An 18,885-nucleotide genomic window follows, 5' to 3' on the forward strand; every position below is an offset into this window, starting at 1 on the left:
GTAGGACTCTAGGAAGTTGTGGAAGACGAAACCCTGGAAAGCTGCTGGGCCTGGGCCTTCATATTGAGGAGGATATTTAGGAATCCGTTAGCTCTTGATGGGGTGAGGCTGCCTTGAAGGCCTGTGGCTTCAATGAAGCTTGGGTTCACTGCCATGACTTGCTCAGGTGTGAGATTGCTGAGGCCTTGAATCAGCATTGCCAGCAAGCCTCTTGTAATCAGTGCGTCGGAGTCTCCTTGCCAGTGAAGCCGTCCTTCCACGAGTTCACCAAGGACATGGACCTGAGAAACGCATCCCTTGACCTTGATGGCGTCGGTTTGTAAGTCAGGGGACATTGGTGGCAGCTTTTTGGCCAGCCATAGAACATATTCGTAGCGGCGGCGCGGATCAGAGGTGCCGTTAAGTCTCTCGACCATGCTGTCTAGGGCTTGACTGCCAAAGCTTGAGGATGCGGCGGTGGGCTCAGCCATGGCGAAAGATCAGAATTTGAGGCGCTGCTGATGCACGCTAAACAAAACACCTGCAAGACCCATCAGGAGAGGTGATTCAGTGCTGATCAGGAACGATGGCACTTGTGGAGTATTGGGTTGGCTGACCACCTCATCTAGCTGCACCTTGCCTGAGCGGATTGGCAGCATCAGATAGTCACGGTGACCTGGGCCAGCATCCACCTGCAGGTCGAGGGTGCCTTCCTGCATGACTGGCAGGGTCAAGCTCAGCTTTCCTTGTTGGTCCATTCGACCCAGCTCTCGGCCTGGTGTTCCGTTGGCTTCTAAGACGCGTACCACTGCTCCCTCAACAGGTGTTCCTGTTGAGAAATGGCTTTGAAGCTCCAGGCTGCCATCGAGGTAGTTGAGAGTGCTTTCAATGGCATGGGCTTTCGCTGGCTGACCTTGCCCGAGACCAAGAGATGCTGTTGCGATCAATAGAAACAAAGGCTGGATCAGGGTCCGCATTGAATCACCTCTGAAAACTCTGAAAATCATTTTGAGAGATTCTTGCAGGATTGACTAGTACCTGCGTGGCAGCCTTTAAGACGGTTGAGATGATTGTCGGACGAAACATTTGCCAGAGGCAAATATTTGGCTGCTAAAAAGTGGCAGCAATGGCGTGTTGAAAACTTTTTGATTCCAATTGTTAGGAGTAGATTTTATTCGGATTCAATTCATTTGGCTTTCAATTGTTCAATGACCCATGTGCAATGAATGAGCAATGTCTTCGTAATCACTGCCTGAAATAGGAGTTGGATGTTGTAAATCGATATTCCATTGAAGTGCAGTGCCTTCAGTTGCAAGACCTGGATGAAGTAGATTAATTCCTTGAAGCATGAGGTCTTTCAAAAAACTATCTTGAGTCGCAGAACCTTGCAGTCCGCTGACAAAATAAGAGCTGAAAACATTTTCTATATTCCCGCTGCCATGGGCAGATCTTTCGATGCTTGAAAGTGTTAGTAAACCACTGTTATTATCTGTATCCCTGATGGGGATGAATGCAGCTTCGTCTTTGGTGAATCCATATGAACCACCATTTGGAGTGGTGATGTTTCCCCAAAATAGCCATTTGAGTTCATCACCATAGATATTTCCCTCTCCTGTAACAGTGTCGATCGCTCCTCCAACTTGGCCGACTTCTACTTCTCCTGTAAGGTCAAGAATGTAGCCTGCAAATTCTGTTTTAAATGACCTTTGAGGGCAAATAAACGAAAGGATATTGCCTTGCTTGTCCGCACCAACGGAAACAATTGATTGCCCAAATAACAGTTCTCCAGAATTGCCGTCTATAGGATCGTATTGAAAAACAACATCCTCTGCTTCTAGTATTAATTGCACTTCTGAGTCTAAGGAATGATTTTCGTGAAGCCTAATATCTTCCTGATGTGATACCACGGCATTCTCCATGCCTTCCTCGAATTCCTCATCGCTAATCTTATTGTCATTGTTTTGGTCGAGAATTTCAATGATTGCAGCTGCATCATCATTTTCTAGTCCCAGGGTTATGTTTGCTCCTTGATCGCTAGGAGATGCTTCAAGGGTAAAGGATTTTCCGTTGATAGTAGTCTGGAATGTATAATCATGACCCTCGTCCAATGAATTGAACAAATTAGATTCAATAACTGGTCTAAGTTTGATGACGTCTTCTTTGCCGTCTATCTCTATGGACTGAACTTTTGCGTAAGAATGAAGTGCTAGTGCTGTCATTGCGCTTGATAGTTTAGGCTTTGAAATAAGTTAATGGAATGATGACCAAGAGTTAATAAAATATTAAATTTAAAGCTTGTCTCTTTTAAATGGCAGGGCTTTCTTGATGCATTTTTTTATTCTTAATTTGGGAGCTGACTCTAAGTTTCTATTCTACTCTGACAACTCCTCTTTCACTAATCCAGCCATCAAGGGGTACATCCCAACTGTCGCGAGGCAGTAACTCTGTTGATATGCAGGCTTCTGGCAAGACTGCAAGCGATGGAACTTTGCGCCAAGCCAAATTGCTTCTGAAGCGGTCGAAGAAACCACCTCCATAGCCGAGTCTGATCCCTCGTTGATCCATCGCCAGAGCAGGTATCAGCAAGAGGCCTATTGCATCAGCGTCAAGGATGGCTTCATCTAGCGGAGCGGGGATCATGCAGGCATCTTTTCGCAGTGGAGTAAGAGTCCAAGGGTGGTAACTGAGACTTCCGTCCTCCCCACTGACTGGTAGCGCCAAGGGCAACTTCAAGTTGAGTTTCAATTCGCGGAGATCTACTTCTCCGCTAAGCGGCCAATAAACACCAATGTACCCTCGTAGATTCCCAGCTTTTAAGTAACCCTGAATAGTGTTGACAACCTGCTGAATGATTGTGTCTTGAACCGCAGGTAATTGTTGGGCGCGCAGGGCCTTGAATTGACGACGAAGCTTGGTTTTGGCGATGGCTTGATTCATCGCGTTAGATAACCCCAGCGGCCCATGAGTGGAAAGATCAGGGGGATTGTCGTTTGATCTGCTGGCCAGAGTCTCTGCAGTTCCATGCTGAGTTGTGGCAGCAAGTCATGTCCCTCCTGCGTTGCTTTCCTCAAAGCCGACCAGGTTCCTATGTAACCGATCAGCTGATCACAGCTCCATTTGAGGGAGATGCAGAGCTCTTGGGGCAACGATTTGCTGATGGCGGGGAATGGCAGGTTCTGATAGTGGTTGTCGACATGCTGACGCTGGGGAGGCCACCAGCTCGATAGCCTTTCGCCGTAAAGCTGGTCTAGCCACAACTGCAGTGCAGTGGGAGCCCCTTGCGGGGGGTCATAGCCCACCCAGACAATCAGTCCACCTGGGCGGGCCACCTTGAAGGCTTCCTCGTTGAATCGGGGTACATCTAGCCAGTGAATGGCGGCAGCCACCACAATTGCGTCCATGCATGCGTTGGGAAACCCGGAATCTTCGGCTGCTGCTACTTGGTAATGAATGTTTGAGTGAGCTGGTGCGGCAGCAACTTGAGCTGGGCTGAGATCGGTTGCATCGATGCGATCAAAGTGCCTTGCAAGCCCTAGAGAGGCCTGGCCGCTACCACAGGCAACGTCCCAGCAACGTTGGTGGCCGGCGGCTTTGCTGCTGATCCAGTCAAACAGGGATTCTGGGTAATGAGGGCGTTGTTGGGCGTAGGACGCCGCCACGCTGTCAAACCAGCCGTGTTTTGGTGAGCAGGAGGAGTCCATGAGTGGTTTTAGCGCTGGAACCAACCCGTGAGTGCTATGGCCAGGGCGTCGGCGGCATCATCGGGTCGGGGCGGCTGATCAAGATTCAATTCGCGCATCACCGCATCGAGCACTTCATCTTTTTCAGCATGGCCTGAGCCCGCCAGAGCAAGCTTGATCTGCATCGGTGGGAATTCCATCACTGGCACTTGAAAGCGTGCCAGGGTCATGATGATGACTCCACGTGCCTGGACCACACTGATCGTGGTGCTGGAGCGGTAGAAGAAGAATTTCTCCACAGCGGCCAGTTGGGGCTTCCAACGACGGATGAGCTGGCGTAGATCGCTGGCGATTTCCACCATCCGTACACCGTCGTCAATGCCGGGATTGGTGCGGATGATGCCGCAATCGAGCATCTGCTGTTGTCCGTTGCTGGTGTCGATGACCCCGTAGCCCACCCTGGCGAGGCCAGGGTCGATGCCAAGGATGCGCAAGCGTTCAGCCTGCCTGAGTTGTTAGCTCGAAGTCAGCCTGATCGCTGTTCTCACTGCGTTCGAACACTTTGCAGAAAATTTTGACGACCCGATCCCCTGAATCAATCTGCTCGAGGGGGTCTTTACGCAATCGATGGCGTAGAGAGCACGAGATCACGCGTGCCACATCTTCTTCCGAAACCTCTGTTCGTCCTGCAAAGGCTGCTAGAGCTCTGGCGGCACGGTTGGTGACGATATCGCCACGCAGTCCATCCACATCTAGTTCGCCACAGACAGCCGAGATGCGCAGACGCAAATCGTTGTCGATGCTCACCTGTTCAAGACGTTGCTGGGCTTCAATGACCCGTTGTTGTAAGGCGTCTTGGTTGGCCTGAACCGATGTGGCAAAGGTGTCGGGATCGCTATCAAAGGCGGTGCGCTGATCAACCACCTGCACCCGTAGGTCTGGATCGCGGACAGTGCGCACCTCAACACTCATGCCAAAGCGATCAAGGAGTTGGGGCCGTAGCTCGCCCTCCTCGGGGTTGCCGGAGCCGATCAGTACGAATCGGGCAGGGTGTCGCACTGATACCCCTTCACGTTCCACCGTGTTCCATCCTGAGGCCGCTGAATCCAGCAGCACATCGACAAGATGGTCGTCAAGCAGATTGACCTCATCGACGTAGAGCAAGCCGCGGTTGGCCTTGGCCAGCAGGCCTGGCTCGAATGCACGAACTCCTTCGCTGAGGGCCTTCTCGATGTCGATGGTGCCGCAGAGACGATCTTCAGTGGCACCGAGAGGCAAATCCACCATCGGGACCTGTCGCGCCTCAGTGGCCAGGCTTTCACCATGTTCAATGCGTTGGCGCACGTCACTGCTCTGTAGATCAGGATCAGTGGGTGAGCTGTTGTAAGGGTCGCCAGCGACTACATCAATCCCTGGCAGGAGATCTGCTAGGGCTCGAATCGCGGTGGACTTGCCCGTGCCTCGATCTCCCATGATCATGACTCCGCCGATTCGCGGGTCGATCACGTTGAGCAGCAGAGCCAGTTTCATCTCTTCCTGGCCAATCACGGCGGTAAAGGGAAAGACCCTGCGCTTGCGGGTTGAACTCACGGGTTGATGTCTGGAGTTGTTTTGGATTGTTTCACAGGCAGGAGTGTGAGCACTTGCGGTGGGGTGGCATCAGCGGGGTAGATCAGTCGAATTCGGACATCTCTAGTTTCTCCTGGTTTCAGGCTGATGCGACCAATGTCTGGCCCCATCTGCCCCTGTCGCAGAACTAGGTGGAAGCGGCGACGGCCCATGGGTCGACTGGACTCGCTATCGAGTCCACTGACCTCGATCAGCCCTCGATACATCACAGGTCCGCTGGCTGAAACGCGAAAGTCCAGGCTTGTGTTGTTGTTGTCCTTCTTTAAGGGGGACTCAAGGGTCAGTAAGAAGGATTTTTCCTGCTTTGATCCGTTGTGTAGCGGCAGGGTGAGGTCATATTCAACTCCGTAGTTGCCATGGGCCGCCCATGCAGTGTTGTCGTAGTGCGCTTGTAATTCAGCGGTTTGTACCTGATCCGTGCCGAGGCTGCCCCTCTCGAGGCTGCTGATAGGCCAGGAGATGGGAGTATTGATTTCGCTTAGCACGGTGCTACCAGGATCAGTCAGGGTTGTCTTCCATGTGCTGCCCAACTGGATTCCGCTGACGCGCGAATACACGATCTTGCCGCTGCTACCTCGAGGCGTGGGGTGATGTTCCTTGGGGCTGAGTTCGCCGCTTTCAAGCAGCTCAATCCAGCGAGACAGTGGAGGGGCCGCTTTGGGATTGCCGTATGCAGCCACGGTTGCCAGTGAGATGGGGCCGGAGCTATGAAGCCGCATCTGAAGGTTGCGACCGTTGAGCAGTGGATCGAGACCTGCTACGGGGATGGGGAGCACCAATAGGAGGCTGGGGCTGCTTGGCAGGAGTTCCCAGCGCTCTGGCAGCTCTTGAGCTCGCTCCCCCCGCAGGAGATCGCCAGCGACCCGGCTGCCTGGGCCAGCGGCAATTGGGGTCGTGGTTTCGGCAATCATTTTCGGCAGAGGCAGAAATGGTGCAGCTGTCTGTCCTGCTTCGGTGGCTTGCGATAGGGAGGTACTGCCTTTCAGTAGGGTCAGTTGCACTGGCTCCTCACCCAGTGGCTGTGCCAGCACTGCTAGCCAGAGGGTGGATTCGAGATGATCGGGAAGGCCGGCATACACGTGGTGACTGAATAGATCGAAACGACCATCGAGTGGCACGGCCAGGTTGTTTTTGTCAGCTTTGGCGCTTGAGCTTTGTGTGTTTTTGCTAGGGAAGGTGGAGATCAGGATCCCTTCCCCTGTAATCAGTTCGGGATTGTTGTCATTAACCATCAGCACCTTGTCAAGCTCGCCTGGCAGGGGCCTGACCTGTTGCTGTCTTTGCTTTACGGTTGGGGCGGCGATGAGAGCAGGGGTGTAAAGCACTGCTCCGGATACGGTGAAAAGCGCAACTGACAAAAGGGCGCGGATCTTCATGGCTGATTGCTTTTTGTTGATTCCGTTCGAGGTGTCGATGGCTTTGGCTTGAGTACTGGAGCCATAGCGGCGGCCATGTCGCGGATCAGTTCTGTGGAGCGGGGGTCGTTGAAGGGGCCTTTCACCATGAACCCTGCCACTGCACGACTGCCATCAGGTAGTTCGATCAGGCCGGCATCCGCATAAGCGATGCCGATGTCGCCGGTTTTGTTGTAGATGCGGTAGCCCTTTGCTAGGAGGCTGTTGTCAGGCTCTCCTTGCTTACCGCCCAGTCCCTTGAGAAATCCACCAGGTAATAGGCGGTTGCTGACGGAGGTGCTCATTGCCTCCCTGAATAGATCCCGTGTGCGTGGGCTAAGGGCTTTGCCAGTATCGACCAGTGCGATGGCACGCGCCAGATCGTGGCTGCTGGTGGTATTGGTGCCTTGTAGATCCGGCAACCAGTTATTCACCACCGTGGAGCTCAGGCCTAGAGCATTGAAACGTGCATTGAGGACGTCCTTGCCACCAATGCGTTGAATCAGCAGATTGGTGGCGGTGTTATCGCTCACCCGAATCATCTCGGTGGCAACTTCGTGGGCAGGGAATTGGCTGCCAAGCGGTTTGCTGGCCATCCATCCAGCACCACCACCAATAATCTCTTTGGTGAGCTTCAGGGGTTCATTCCAGCTGAGCTGACCGGAATCGATGAGTTCGAGAGCTACCAGCAGGATTGCTGTTTTGATCGAGCTAGCTGCAGGCAGTGCTGTCTCTGGGGAGAGCTCGGCATAGCGTCCGTCATCAAGCACTAGCAAGAATGCGCTTGCTTGTAAGTCTTTCTGTTGCTTGGCCAGATCTCTCCAGCGGTTGCTCAACGTTGTGAGTTCTTGCTTCGTCTGGAAGTTGCCCAGTTGCAAACTATTCCCATTGCTGAGCATGGGGTTTGTGGCTTCCTCAACCATGTTGAAGCGACTGGGGAGGCCCTTCAGGGAAATCCAATTTCGCCCAGGAAGCCACTCCGGCAAGTCCAGCTTGCCCTGCTTCACCTGTGGGCCGAGCATCTTGAGCGCTGAACCTGTAATCACGCCGAGGCCGATGCCCATCAAGATCAGACGCAACAAAAGCCGTAGGGGACCAGCCCCGTTTGAGCGGTTGCGGTAAGGGCGGCTGCTTGACAAGGAAGTGAAGAACAGTGAGTTCGGCTGAGGTTAAGAGTGACGAGAATGGATAGCCCAGCGCAGTTGCCTCACCATCCCTCTCAGCAGGGCTACTTCCTCGGGACGGACGGCAGCGCGTTGGAGTAAACCACGGACTTTGGCCATGCGGGCTTGGGCCGTATGGCTCAAAAGAAAGCCCACCTCTAACAGGAGATCCTGTGCGTCTGTTAAGCATGCGTCGAGTTGACGAGGTGATGCTGGGTCGGGCCATGCCGATTGCCCTTCCCTGAGCGTCCCTTGCCCTTGGCAACGTTGTACCTCATGCAGCACGATCGCTACTGCATGCGAGAGGTTGAGGGATGGATATCCACAAGAGCTGTGCAGAGTGAGTACACGTTGGGCGAGTTGAAGTTCCTCGTTGGTTAGGCCCCTGTCTTCACGACCAAATACCAGTGCCACAGGTGCTGCACCCATGCTCTCTAGTAACCATGGCACTGCTTGTTCGGGGGTTTGCAGGGGGATGTTGCCATGATCCAATCGGCCGCAGCTGGCTACAACTCTGTGACAGTCAGCTACGGCATCGAGCAAGCATGAGAATTGTTTTGCCTGCTCAAGCATTCCTGCGCCATGGACAGCCATGCGTCGTGCCTCGGCATCAGCAGGGTTGCAGCGGGGCGAGACCAGACGTAGTTCTTGTACTCCGAAGTTGGCGCAGAGTCTGGCCACACTGCCCAGATTCAGTGGACCAATTGGCTCAACCAGAACAACAGTCGTTTGGATTGAGCGGATGTCCTTGTTCAATTCAGGGAATTTAAATAAGCCAGTAGGTCGGCCATTTCTTGAGGCTCCAGCTGGAATCTGGGCATGGGCGGCGTATTGCCGCTTACCACTTGGCTGATCAGCTGGGCGTCGTTGCGGCGTTCGCTCACGTCCAGGAGATTCGGGCCTAAGTTTCCTTGGGCAGTAATCCCGTGGCAGCCAGCGCAGTTGATGCGGAACAGCCGACCTCCTTGCTCCAAAGATCCCTCCAAATCAAGGGTGGCGTTGACGTAGGGGTCTCGTTGTGAGTGTCCTAGTACCCATAACAAAATTGCAATGCAGACAGCTGCTGCCAGCACCACTAGGGTTCCAATTAACCCGTTTTTGCTTTGATTGTTTGATGACGGGCCCGTCACGGTGAGTTCAGGAGCATGAAACAATTGTGCTTAATCTTTCAACTGGGCGCGAGGCCATGATCGAACCACTTCTCTGCGGCATCGTTCTGGGTTTGATTCCGGTCACTTTGCTTGGATTGTTTGTGGATGCTTGGAATCAGTATCGTCGCGATACTGTTCTGGGGGATTGGTGAACAGTAAGGCGCTGCTTCCATAGATACGGCGATCTTGTTCAAGCCACTGCATTGGGGTTTCCAAGCTGTTGTTCGTGGCATGCTCACAGATCACTAGGGCATCTCTCTGCAGCCAATGGCCTGAAAGCAGGGCTTTGAAGACTTCTGAATACAGTTTTGAAGAATAAGGTGGATCGAGGTAGACCAGGTTGAAACCAGGGTTTGCCCCTGCCCAAGGTTGATTGAACTTGGCGGCATGGCAACCTCTCTTCAGCCAGCTCAGTACGTCATGGCGGATCACTTCAATGTTGCTCTGCTTGGAGAGGCCAGAGGCGGTGGCAATTAGGTTGGCTTGACAGACTTTGGCTGTCTTCGCGTTTCGTTCAACAGCCACTACACGTCGTGCGCCGCTTTGCAACGCCTCACAGCCCATTACTCCACTGCCGCTAAATAGGTCAAGCCAGTGGCAGTCATGCAAGCGTGGGGCTAGCACGCTCATCACTGCTTCACGAACACGACTCGTCGTGGGTCTAGTGCCTTGGCCAGCGGGACTCTGAAGCTTGCGCCCTCCGGAGAGCCTTAGCTGGCTACTCATGGCACAGGTTTTGCGCCGGTCTCCAGCCACTTCAGCCAGCGCCGCAGCATGCGCTCGCCGGCTGCGGCGGATTTCTCTGGGTGAAACTGACAGGCCCCTAGTCGGCCTTTCCAGACCATCGCTGTGATGTTGTCTTGGCCAAACGGCGCTATGGCCGCAAGATCATTGTTTTGGCTGGGGACTGCAGCATAGGAATGCACGAAATACATCCAGCTGTCTGGATCTTCTTTGTCAAGCAGCGGGCAGTCGTTTCGATGTTGAAGAGCAGCCCAGCCCATGTGGGGAATTCGTTCGCCTTGATTGGAGGGCAGTCGTTGAACGTGGCCCTTAAGCAACCCTAGGCCGGTGGCATTTCCTTCGTCACTCGATTCGAACAACAGCTGCAGGCCCAGACAGATGCCTAGAAGAGGTCGTCCTCCTTTCACCCAACTCTTGAGGTCTGGAACCAATCTGGTCTGCTCAAGGTGCACCATGGCGGGATCAAAGGCACCGACTCCAGGCAAGATCAATGCATCACAGCGGCTGAGGTCGGCGGGCTGCCTCACTATGTGAAGAGCCTTGTGGAGCCTTTCAAAGGCAATCTGCACAGAGTGCAGATTGCCCATGCCGTAATCAATTAAGCCTAGACGTGTAATCAAAGAAACCCTCCGCAATCTGGCCTTTTAGCCATGTGAGGCATTGAATCAGGCCAAAGGTGATCTAGGAGGGCTGGAATCGAAGTTGGATCAAGCTTCAGAGGTACTTTGAAATGGTTCCAGAAAGCGTGGCTTTGGGCACTGCACCAACAACTGTGTCGACTTTTTGACCTCCCTTGAACACCATCAGGGTGGGGATACTGCGAATACCGTATTGGCTGGCGACGTTGGGGTTTTCGTCAGTGTTGAGCTTGAAGACTTTGATCTTGCTCTCGAATTCCTTGGCAATCTCATCGACGATCGGAGCAACCATGCGACATGGGCCACACCAAGGCGCCCAGAAATCAACTAGCACAGGCACGTCGCTTTGAAGGACGTCCTGCTCGAAGGAGGCGTCGGTAACTGCGGCGGCATTGGACATTCCTTAGGTCGTTGATTTTGCGGAAATTTAGCAATCGTTTGTATTTTATTCAGGCTTAAGAGCCTGCACAGGTAGGAACTGTGACGGTCTCTTGCACAGAAGACGAAAAGCCCGAGCTCGTCGGGCCGGTGTGTGTGAGGAGTGTGTGGGCCGTAGCCCTCACGAATACATACTAGCCATGGCCTCTCTCGGATCCAATTGGTTTTCGTCTGCGATCGGAATGTTTACTTGCCCATACCTAGTTGTTGGGCTTTCTGATAAACCTTCCCTTCGGTCAGCAGAGATGGGGCGATGACGACCTCAACCTGTTGCATCTCTTTGATCGTACGGGCCCCAAGAGTGCCCATGGATGTTTTGAGAGCTCCTAGAAGGTTATGGGTGCCATCGTCTAGCAGAGCAGGCCCTCTAAGGATGCGTTCCAGGCTGCCTGTGCTGCCCACCTTGATTCTTGTGCCCCTTGGCAGTACTGGACTGGGAGTGGCCATGCCCCAGTGGAAGCCACGACCAGGTGCCTCCACTGCTCGGGCGATCGGAGAGCCGATCATGACCGCATCGGCACCGCAGGCAATGCATTTACAGATGTCGCCTCCTGTGATGATGCCGCCATCTGCGACGATCGGAACGTAGCGACCACTCTCTCGCTCGTAGTCCTCACGGGCGGCAGCGCAGTCTGCTACTGCGGTGGCTTGGGGGATGCCCACGCCAAGAACCCCTCGGGAGGTGCAGGCAGCACCAGGGCCGATGCCAACCATCACCCCTGCGGCACCTGCACGCATGAGTTGCAGAGCGACCTCGTAGGTGACGCAATTACCCATCACCACAGGGACCCCCATGCCTTGACAAAGGGCTTCGAGGTCGAGAGTTTGTTGACCTTCAGGACCAATGTGTTCGGTTGAGACCACTGTCGCTTGCACAAAGAAGAGGTCAGCACCCGCTTCTGCAATGGTTTTGCTAAAGCGCATTGCTGCTACGGGTGTGCCACTCACAGCAGCAATGCCCCCCTGATTTTTGATCTCTTTAATGCGTTGATAGATCAGGTCTTCTTGTACAGGTTTGCTGTAGATCTCTTGCATCAGTGGCACGAAGCCGTCTTTTCCGATTGCAGAGATCCGATCCAGTACTGGGTTGGGGTCTTTGTAGCGGGTTTGGACTCCTTCCAGATTCATTACGCCGAGGGCTCCAAGGCGAGATAGGGCAACAGCCATATCGACATTGACAACGCTATCCATAGCGCTCGCAATGATCGGTATCTCGCGTTCGATGCCTGCGAGGTTCCAGCAGGTGTCAGTGATCTCCGGGTCTACGGTTCGTCCACCCGGAACAAGGGCGGTTTCGTCGATGCCATAGGCCCGGCGAACGACCTTGGTGCGTCCGAGCTGAATGTTCACCACAGACCAAATAAAGTCACGCCAAGTTACCAACTGGGGTGACTCAAATTTTGCCTTGAGGGCAAGGAGCTTTAGCTAGGGCTTGTTGTCAGTGGTTCCACGGAAGGCCTCCCATCGGGTGCGCACTCTGGAGATCACATCCTGTCGATCTTCGCTGCGGATCAGGCGGGTGATTGAAAACCATGTCAGCCAGAGGATGCCGGCCAGTTCGAAGAGAGATGGGGCCAGAGGGACGCTCTCAATCGTGGACAAAATTCCGCCGTAGATACGAACAAAAATCACAAGGGTGATCAGTGCAGCAATGAGAAGAACGGGTCGTCTCAGTTTTTGCCATTGGCTTGTCTGATCGTCTTGCTTAATCCAGTTGCTCAACTTGAAGAAGTTGCGCAGTCTCTCCCAAAGCAGCTTCAATTCCTCTCCTTGATCAAGGCCTTCGGGCCCGTCTGAGGATGTGGGTGTGGGAGTTGGTGTTGGGCTTGAGGGGATGGTGCTTGGCTTGGAGATAGCAGGGCTGTCTTGAGCTGGAGCAGGTTGTTGTTGAGCTGGTGTCTTAGGGACAGCAGGGTTGGGTTGTGAGGAGGCACCCTGAGCTGCACTCGCTTTCAGGTCATCTGAAGCGTCTGAGGATGTGGGTGTGGGAGTTGGTGTTGGGCTTGAGGGGATGGTGCTTGGCTTGGAGATAGCAGGGCTGTCTTGAGCTGGAGCAGGTTGTTGTTGAGCTGGTGTCTTAGGGACAGCAGGGTTGGGTTGTGAGGAGGCACCCTGAGCTGCACTCGCTTTCAGGTCATCTGAAGCGTCTGAGGATGTGGGTGTGGGAGTTGGTGTTGGGCTTGAGGGGATGGTGCTTGGCTTGGAGATAGCAGGGCTGTCTTGAGCTGGAGCAGGTTGTTGTTGAGCTGGTGTCTTAGGGACAGCAGGGTTGGGTTGTGAGGAGGCACCCTGAGCTGCACTCACTTTCAGGTCATTTGCAGCAGCTGAGGACTCAGCGGGTTCAGATGAGGACTCGGTGCCTTCCGTTGCTTCGGAGGTTCCTTCTGCTTTGGATTCCTCAGCCGAGCTCATGGTCTAAATATCACACTCTAAATAGTTTAAGAGGCCTGTTTAATACTGAGCCTTTAGCTGTATTAAGCCCTAACAGTGCACAGGCTGGTTTTTGTTGATGCTGGTGGCTCAATTCATCAGCTTCCGAGATAACCTGATTATTGGCAACCAGCTCTTTTATGGCGGATCCATTGGGACCCAGTGACGGCGGTCCCGGCGAGTCCGACGATCGGATAATCCAGACGGACCTGCGCATAGAAATGTCGCGCTCCTATCTGGAGTACGCGATGAGTGTGATCGTTGGGCGTGCGTTGCCCGACGCTCGCGATGGTCTCAAGCCTGTGCATAGGCGCATCCTTTATGCGATGTATGAGTTGGGCCTGACCAGCGATCGGCCTTATCGAAAGTGTGCCCGAGTTGTTGGTGAGGTTCTGGGTAAATACCATCCCCATGGGGATACAGCCGTCTACGACGCGCTGGTTCGCATGGCTCAGGATTTTTCCATGCAAATGCCGTTGATTGACGGTCACGGCAATTTTGGTTCGGTCGATAACGATCCACCTGCGGCCATGCGATACACAGAATCGCGTCTTCAGTCGCTCACGACAGACAGCCTGCTTGAGGATATCGAAGCAGAGACAGTTGACTACGCGGACAACTTTGATGGCTCCCAACAGGAGCCAATGGTATTGCCAGCGCGGATTCCTCAGTTGCTGCTGAATGGCTCCTCAGGGATCGCCGTTGGAATGGCTACCAATATTCCACCGCACAATCTCAGTGAATTAATCGATGGTCTGCAGGCTCTGATCAGTAATCCCGAGCTAAGTGATTCTGAGTTGATGACGCTTATCCCTGGGCCGGACTTTCCAACTGGTGGCCAGATTCTTGGTCGTAGTGGTATTCGTGAAACCTATCTCACCGGTCGTGGTTCGGTAACGATGCGCGGCGTGGCAAATATTGAGACGATTGAACATCCCGGTCGACCAGACCGGGATGCAGTGATCATTTCGGAATTGCCCTATCAGACCAATAAAGCGGCGCTGATTGAGCGGATTGCAGAGATGGTTAATGATAAAAAGCTGGAGGGTATTTCTGATATTCGCGACGAAAGCGATCGCGATGGTATGCGTATTGTCGTGGAGCTGCGACGTGATGCCTACCCCCAGGTAGTGCTCAATAATCTTTTCAAGCTCACTCCTCTTCAGAGCAACTTTAGTGCCCATATGTTGGCGCTAGTTAATGGCGAGCCGGTGCTGCTCACCCTGCGCAAGATGCTGCAGGTATTCCTCGATTTTCGCGTTGATACTGTTGAACGTCGAACACGCTATTTCCTTCGTAAAGCTGAGGAACGCGACCACATCCTGTTGGGTCTTTTGCTTGCTCTCGATCAGCTTGATCCAATCATCGCTTTAATTCGTGCTGCCTCTGATACGGCTACAGCCCGTCAACAGTTGCAGGAGCATCATGGTCTCACGGAGATTCAGGCGGATGCCATCCTGCAGATGCAGTTGCGGCGTTTGACCGCTTTAGAGGCTGACAAGATTCGTTTAGAACACGAGGATCTTGTTACCAAGATCGCCAACTACAAGGACATCCTTGGCCGACGTGAGCGTGTTTTCGGTCTGATTGAGAACGAATTGGCCAAGCTGCGCGAGAAGCATTGCTTGCCTCGGCGCACCGAGATCCTCGATCTAGGAGGGGGGCTCGAAGACATCGACTTGATTGCTAACGAGCGATCTGTGGTGTTGCTCACTGAGACCGGTTATCTCAAGCGCATGCCGGTAAGCGAGTTTGAGGCCACGAGTCGGGGGACACGAGGAAAGGCAGGCACTCGCAGTCAAGGTGAGGAGGCGGTGAAGCTGTTTATTAGCTGCAATGACCATGACACGTTGCTGTTGTTCAGTGACCGCGGTGTCTCCTATGCCCTTCCTGCTTATCGTGTGCCTCAGTGCAGCCGCACAGCGAAGGGAACACCTGTCGTACAGCTCTTGCCCATTCCCCGTGAAGAGGCAATTACCTCCCTTCTGTCAGTTATATCCTTCGATGACGACACTCACTTGTTGATGTTGACGAAGGGTGGCTTTATCAAGCGCACCTCTCTATCAGCTTTCAGCAAGATTCGTTCCAATGGTTTGATTGCCATTGGTCTGGAGGAGGGTGATGCTCTTACTTGGGTGAGGTTGGCAGTCCCTGGTGACAGTGTTTTGATTGCTTCTAGGGCTGGAATGACCATTCATTTCCGACTCTGTGATGAGGAGTTACGCCCCTTAGGACGAACTGCTCGTGGCGTGCGTGCCATGAATTTGCGAGGCGGCGATTCCTTGGTGAGTATGGATGTATTGCCTGTCGAGCTTGCTGATCAGGTCGCCAAGAGTCTTGAGGATGATCCGGATGACAGCGTCGAGACCGTTGTCGTTAGTGATGGACCCTGGGTGCTTGTTGCTTCCGCTAGTGGACTGGGTAAGCGGGTGCCGGTCAATCAGTTCCGCTTGCAGAAACGTGCAGGCATGGGTCTGCGTGCCATCAAGTTCAGGCGCGAAGGAGACGAGTTGGTGGGTTTAAGGGTGCTTGGCTACGGAGAAGAGCTTTTGTTGGTAAGCGAGCGTGGAGTGATTGTGCGTACCAGTGCCGATAAAATTCCTCAGCAGTCAAGGGCGGCTACTGGTGTTCGGCTTCAGCGCTTGGATGCAGGTGATCGCCTCTCTGAGGTGGTGCTTGTGCCGCCTGATTCTGAGGATCAGGACCAGCCAGATGATCGATCTGATCCCAGTGAAGTGGCTGGGGTTGACGACCCTCCTTCCAGCTGACATTGACCAGCCGTACGGATGTTTTAGTGATGGGAGCCGGTCCGGCGGCCCTCTGTATCGTTGCTGAGTTAGTCGAGCAAGGCTTGGCAGTGACTGCCCTCGCCTCGCATACACCTGAGCAGCCATGGCCCAATACTTATGGAATTTGGGCTGAGGAGCTTGAGTCTCTTGGGATGGCTTCTTTACTGGGTCAGCGTTGGACCAACACAGTTAGCTATTTCGGTGATGGTGATAACGAGGAGGGTCTTGCTCCAATTCAACATCATTTCGACTACGGTCTTTTCGATCCAGCCGCTTTACAAGATTCATTGCTGAGTCGTTGTAGTGAATTGAGTTGGAATGTTGAAACCGCTGTGAGTATTAAGGTGTTGGGGAGAGATACGGAAGTTCTCTGTCACTCTGGCAACGCTTATCGAGCAAGGGTTGTCATTGATGCCAGTGGTCATCGCAGTCGATTTATCAGTCGCCCTGATCATGGGCCCGTAGCGGAACAGGCGGCCTATGGCGTCGTGGGACGCTTCAGTTCATCACCAGTGGAGTCTGGTCAGTTCGTATTAATGGATTTTCGTCCCGACCATCTCAGTGATGAACAACGAGAGAAACCCCCCAGCTTTCTCTATGCCATGGATTTTGGTGAGGGAATCTTTTTTGTCGAGGAGACTTCGCTTGCCTGCGCCCCTCCATTGTCATGGAGTGAATTAAGGGAAAGGCTGCATGCACGCTTGTCTCACCGCGGGGTGGAGATTAAAGAAGTGATCCATGAGGAATATTGCCTGTTCCCGATGAACTTGCCTTTGCCTGATCGTCGTCAGCCCCTGCTCGCGTTTGGTGGTGCAGCAAGCATGGTCCACCCTGCTTCGGGCTACATGGTTGGAGCTCTTTTACGTCGAGCTCCGGCATTGGCAAAGCATTTGGCAATGGCTATGGCTGTGGAGCCTCCTCTGGATTCTTCCGCTCTTGCTCGGGAAGGGTGGCAGGTGCTTTGGTCGCCGGAGCTTGTGCAGCGTCATCGCCTTTATCAGTTTGGTTTGCGGCGACTGATGAGCTTTAACGAAGCTCGCTTGCGCAGCTTCTTTGCCACTTTCTTTCAGTTGCCACGTGAGGATTGGGCAGGTTTTCTGGCTAACACGCTGCCACTACCTCGTCTTCTGATGGTGATGCTGCGGTTGTTCTTGCTTTCCTCCTGGGAGATTCGGTTAGGGATGCTTTTTGGGGCCTCTTCGACCTAGTCACGAATGCGAGCCCAGTCCGTCGCTTGAATTAATGGGAAGAGGCCATCTTCCGATTCGAGTGTGATCAGCAAGTCTTCGGGCAGATGTTGCTTGTCATTGATGGCCTGCATTAATTGCCAGAAACGGTTGAGGTGGCGATGGATGCGTTCCTTCGCCAACTCCGTGGTTGTGCCTGCTCGCAGAATGAAACTCCAGTCGGAGGACTGGGCCAGGAGAAGTTCTCGAGCAGCCTGTTGCAGCAGCCGTAGGTCGGATTCTCGGGCCACTCCTAGGCTGCATCTTTCCACCATTGCTTTTCCGGCTCGGCTCCACTCAGGAACCACCCATGCATTGCTGTCATTGAGCCAATAGTCGTGGTAGCCACCTTGCCCCCAGCTTGAGGGACATGGTTCACAAAGTTGGAGTTGTGGGTTTGATGTGAGCACGTCTCGAAGCCTGGTGAAATACACCTGCTCCTTGCTGGCTTGGCGGAAGATTTCGGCAAGGAAAGTTGGCCCCTCAAACCACCAGTGTCCAAAGAGTTCTGCGTCGAAGGGAGCCACTAACAATGGCTCGATGGCCATGGTGTTAGCTAATTGATCGAGTTGGATACGGCGACCCTTTAGGTAGAGCTGAGCGTGTTCTTTGGTAAGTGCGCAAGCTATGGCGGGTTCATAAACTGCTTTGGCATCAAGGGGTGACCTTTGGTCTGTCACTCGATGCAGTTTCAGCCCTAAGGGTCTGGGCTCCTTTAGCCCGATGTCATGGAATTGTTCGATTGGTAGGTCCCAACCAAGATCCCTATGAAATTCTCGGTAAAAAGGGTCGCCTGGATACCCTTGCTGGGCTGACCAGACAGGAAGCGTGGCATCACTGTCTCTGCCGAAGAAGGCCACGCCATTTCGGCTACAGATTGGGGCATACACGCCATAACGCGGACGAGGAGTGGCATGAAGGAGGCCGTGCCCGTCGAGCACGGTGTAGCGCAGTCCAGCATCGAGTATCCAACGGTCCAGCCCTTCGTAGTAGGCACATTCCGGCAGCCAGATTCCCAGGGGATGCTCTCCTAGTAGGCGGTGGTGCTCGCGTACGGCAGTGCGCAACTGACCACGCACTGCCTCAGGGTGCTCCCTCAGTAATGGCATGTAGCCATGGGTGGCTCCGCAGGTGAGCAGGTCGACAACTTTTGACCTTTGAAGTTGGGCAAAGCGACCAATGAGATCGCCTTCGCATGCCAACCACTGATGCAGATTTCGTTGGATGATCTCAGCGAGGTGGTCCGCTGCAGGTTGTAGGTCTGAGGACGTTTGGGTTAGGAGGTCCAGACGAACAGCGAGCCAGGCGGGGAATCGGTGTTTTAGATCGTCGTCACTGAGTAGGGAGAGCAGGGTCGGAGAAAGGCTGATCGTGAGCCTGGGGTGTTGGTTGGGTGCTGCGGCAGCTTCTTCCAGAACCTGGAGAAGAGGTAAATAGCACTCAATCAGGGCTTGAAAAAACCAGTCTTCTTCCAATGAACCGGGCTCTGCCGATCGCACATATGGAAGATGGGCATGGAGAACCAGGGCCAGAGCACCTTTGGCCACGTTCTGCTTTCAGTGGAGTTGAATTTAGAACGACTTTGTTGATAAAGCGGACCTTGGCTTGCTGAGTTGTCGCTTCG

At 53.7% G+C, this 18,885-nt stretch carries 19 protein-coding genes and 1 pseudogene; 3 read left to right on the forward strand and 17 right to left on the reverse strand.

The window, feature by feature from the left end; all coding sequences use genetic code 11:
* Positions 1-8 precede the first annotated feature (8 nt).
* From SIB74_RS02875 to SIB74_RS02925, 11 genes are all read right to left on the reverse strand, one after another.
* Positions 9-470 carry a SufE family protein gene (locus SIB74_RS02875; RefSeq protein WP_063396085.1) on the reverse strand — a complete coding sequence of 154 codons (462 nt, stop codon included), beginning with the start codon at positions 468-470 and terminating at the stop codon, positions 9-11.
* Positions 471-479: 9 nt separating this feature from the next.
* Complete coding sequence (locus SIB74_RS02880; RefSeq protein ID WP_063396084.1) at positions 480-956, reverse strand: hypothetical protein; 477 nt, start codon at positions 954-956, stop codon at positions 480-482.
* Positions 957-1,184: 228 nt separating this feature from the next.
* Positions 1,185-2,198 carry a hypothetical protein gene (locus tag SIB74_RS02885; RefSeq protein ID WP_063396083.1) on the reverse strand — a complete coding sequence of 338 codons (1,014 nt, stop codon included), beginning with the start codon at positions 2,196-2,198 and terminating at the stop codon, positions 1,185-1,187.
* A gap of 148 nt (positions 2,199-2,346) precedes the next feature.
* Positions 2,347-2,916: a 5-formyltetrahydrofolate cyclo-ligase gene (locus SIB74_RS02890; protein WP_063396082.1), complete on the reverse strand. Its 570-nt coding sequence runs from the start codon at positions 2,914-2,916 to the stop codon at positions 2,347-2,349.
* Positions 2,913-3,680, reverse strand: coding sequence for a methyltransferase domain-containing protein (locus SIB74_RS02895; RefSeq protein ID WP_063396081.1), 768 nt, complete (start codon positions 3,678-3,680; stop codon positions 2,913-2,915). Before SIB74_RS02895 ends, SIB74_RS02890 begins: the two co-directional genes overlap by 4 nt.
* An 8-nt stretch (positions 3,681-3,688) precedes the next feature.
* Positions 3,689-4,153 carry a crossover junction endodeoxyribonuclease RuvC gene (ruvC, locus tag SIB74_RS02900; protein WP_063396080.1) on the reverse strand — a complete coding sequence of 155 codons (465 nt, stop codon included), beginning with the start codon at positions 4,151-4,153 and terminating at the stop codon, positions 3,689-3,691.
* Positions 4,154-4,157: 4 nt separating this feature from the next.
* A complete protein-coding gene (gene bchI, locus SIB74_RS02905) occupies positions 4,158-5,249 on the reverse strand; it encodes a magnesium chelatase ATPase subunit I (RefSeq protein WP_036912582.1) in 1,092 nt (363 codons plus the stop codon).
* Positions 5,246-6,664: a DUF3370 domain-containing protein gene (locus SIB74_RS02910; protein ID WP_063396079.1), complete on the reverse strand. Its 1,419-nt coding sequence runs from the start codon at positions 6,662-6,664 to the stop codon at positions 5,246-5,248. Before SIB74_RS02910 ends, bchI begins: the two co-directional genes overlap by 4 nt.
* Positions 6,661-7,821, reverse strand: coding sequence for a serine hydrolase (locus SIB74_RS02915; RefSeq protein WP_063396078.1), 1,161 nt, complete (start codon positions 7,819-7,821; stop codon positions 6,661-6,663). The genes SIB74_RS02910 and SIB74_RS02915 overlap by 4 nt, the downstream gene beginning before the upstream one ends.
* 30 nt (positions 7,822-7,851) lie before the next feature.
* A complete protein-coding gene (locus tag SIB74_RS02920) occupies positions 7,852-8,601 on the reverse strand; it encodes an RNA methyltransferase (protein ID WP_063396077.1) in 750 nt (249 codons plus the stop codon).
* Positions 8,598-8,975, reverse strand: coding sequence for a c-type cytochrome (locus SIB74_RS02925; protein WP_063396382.1), 378 nt, complete (start codon positions 8,973-8,975; stop codon positions 8,598-8,600). The genes SIB74_RS02920 and SIB74_RS02925 overlap by 4 nt, the downstream gene beginning before the upstream one ends.
* A 56-nt stretch (positions 8,976-9,031) precedes the next feature.
* Between SIB74_RS02925 and petG the strand changes: the two genes are divergently transcribed.
* Positions 9,032-9,148, forward strand: coding sequence for a cytochrome b6-f complex subunit V (petG, locus tag SIB74_RS02930; protein ID WP_011130502.1), 117 nt, complete (start codon positions 9,032-9,034; stop codon positions 9,146-9,148).
* A gap of 10 nt (positions 9,149-9,158) precedes the next feature.
* On the opposite strand, the pseudogene rsmD reads toward petG, so the two are convergent.
* The 5 genes and pseudogenes from rsmD to SIB74_RS02955 all read right to left on the reverse strand — a co-directional run.
* A pseudogene (gene rsmD / locus SIB74_RS02935) lies at positions 9,159-9,722 on the reverse strand (16S rRNA (guanine(966)-N(2))-methyltransferase RsmD); the annotation flags it as partial.
* Positions 9,719-10,360 carry an imidazole glycerol phosphate synthase subunit HisH gene (gene hisH, locus SIB74_RS02940; RefSeq protein WP_074159148.1) on the reverse strand — a complete coding sequence of 214 codons (642 nt, stop codon included), beginning with the start codon at positions 10,358-10,360 and terminating at the stop codon, positions 9,719-9,721. The gene hisH and the pseudogene rsmD, both read right to left, overlap by 4 nt.
* A 94-nt stretch (positions 10,361-10,454) precedes the next feature.
* Positions 10,455-10,778, reverse strand: coding sequence for a thioredoxin (gene trxA, locus SIB74_RS02945; protein ID WP_011130499.1), 324 nt, complete (start codon positions 10,776-10,778; stop codon positions 10,455-10,457).
* 224 nt (positions 10,779-11,002) lie between these two features.
* Positions 11,003-12,166 (reverse strand): GuaB3 family IMP dehydrogenase-related protein, encoded by a 1,164-nt coding sequence (locus SIB74_RS02950; protein WP_063396381.1) that lies wholly within the window; start codon positions 12,164-12,166, stop codon positions 11,003-11,005.
* A gap of 75 nt (positions 12,167-12,241) precedes the next feature.
* Positions 12,242-13,228, reverse strand: coding sequence for a CAAD domain-containing protein (locus tag SIB74_RS02955; protein ID WP_063396074.1), 987 nt, complete (start codon positions 13,226-13,228; stop codon positions 12,242-12,244).
* A 158-nt stretch (positions 13,229-13,386) separates the two neighbouring features.
* Between SIB74_RS02955 and gyrA the strand changes: the two genes are divergently transcribed.
* Together gyrA and crtL are read left to right on the forward strand one after the other, a co-directional pair.
* The gene (gene gyrA, locus SIB74_RS02960) at positions 13,387-16,014 is read left to right on the forward strand and encodes a DNA gyrase subunit A (protein ID WP_063396073.1); all 2,628 of its coding nucleotides are present in this window, start codon (positions 13,387-13,389) and stop codon (positions 16,012-16,014) included.
* Positions 16,015-16,016: 2 nt separating this feature from the next.
* The gene (gene crtL / locus SIB74_RS02965; RefSeq protein ID WP_369818026.1) at positions 16,017-17,243 is read left to right on the forward strand and encodes a lycopene beta cyclase; all 1,227 of its coding nucleotides are present in this window, start codon (positions 16,017-16,019) and stop codon (positions 17,241-17,243) included.
* On the opposite strand, the gene SIB74_RS02970 is transcribed toward crtL, so the two are convergent.
* The gene (locus SIB74_RS02970; RefSeq protein ID WP_063396072.1) at positions 17,240-18,808 is read right to left on the reverse strand and encodes a glycoside hydrolase family 57 protein; all 1,569 of its coding nucleotides are present in this window, start codon (positions 18,806-18,808) and stop codon (positions 17,240-17,242) included. The two genes, crtL and SIB74_RS02970, sit on opposite strands and share 4 nt — an antisense overlap.
* Positions 18,809-18,885 lie beyond the last annotated feature (77 nt).

The sequence above is a fragment of the Prochlorococcus sp. MIT 1306 genome (assembly GCF_047304515.1).
GTDB classification, from domain to species: Bacteria; Cyanobacteriota; Cyanobacteriia; order PCC-6307; family Cyanobiaceae; genus Prochlorococcus; species Prochlorococcus marinus_D.

What these genes read in the sequence shown, in the direction of transcription:
- petG (WP_011130502.1), top strand. Translation starts at nt 9,032, where the DNA reads ATGATCGAACCACTTCTCTGCGGCATCGTTCTGGGTTTGATTCCGGTC.
- gyrA (WP_063396073.1), top strand. Translation starts at nt 13,387, where the DNA reads ATGGCGGATCCATTGGGACCCAGTGACGGCGGTCCCGGCGAGTCCGAC.
- trxA (WP_011130499.1), bottom strand. Translation starts at nt 10,778, where the DNA reads ATGTCCAATGCCGCCGCAGTTACCGACGCCTCCTTCGAGCAGGACGTC.
- SIB74_RS02885 (WP_063396083.1), bottom strand. Translation starts at nt 2,198, where the DNA reads ATGACAGCACTAGCACTTCATTCTTACGCAAAAGTTCAGTCCATAGAG.
- SIB74_RS02880 (WP_063396084.1), bottom strand. Translation starts at nt 956, where the DNA reads ATGCGGACCCTGATCCAGCCTTTGTTTCTATTGATCGCAACAGCATCT.
- SIB74_RS02895 (WP_063396081.1), bottom strand. Translation starts at nt 3,680, where the DNA reads ATGGACTCCTCCTGCTCACCAAAACACGGCTGGTTTGACAGCGTGGCG.
- SIB74_RS02955 (WP_063396074.1), bottom strand. Translation starts at nt 13,228, where the DNA reads ATGAGCTCGGCTGAGGAATCCAAAGCAGAAGGAACCTCCGAAGCAACG.
- SIB74_RS02875 (WP_063396085.1), bottom strand. Translation starts at nt 470, where the DNA reads ATGGCTGAGCCCACCGCCGCATCCTCAAGCTTTGGCAGTCAAGCCCTA.
- SIB74_RS02890 (WP_063396082.1), bottom strand. Translation starts at nt 2,916, where the DNA reads ATGAATCAAGCCATCGCCAAAACCAAGCTTCGTCGTCAATTCAAGGCC.
- SIB74_RS02910 (WP_063396079.1), bottom strand. Translation starts at nt 6,664, where the DNA reads ATGAAGATCCGCGCCCTTTTGTCAGTTGCGCTTTTCACCGTATCCGGA.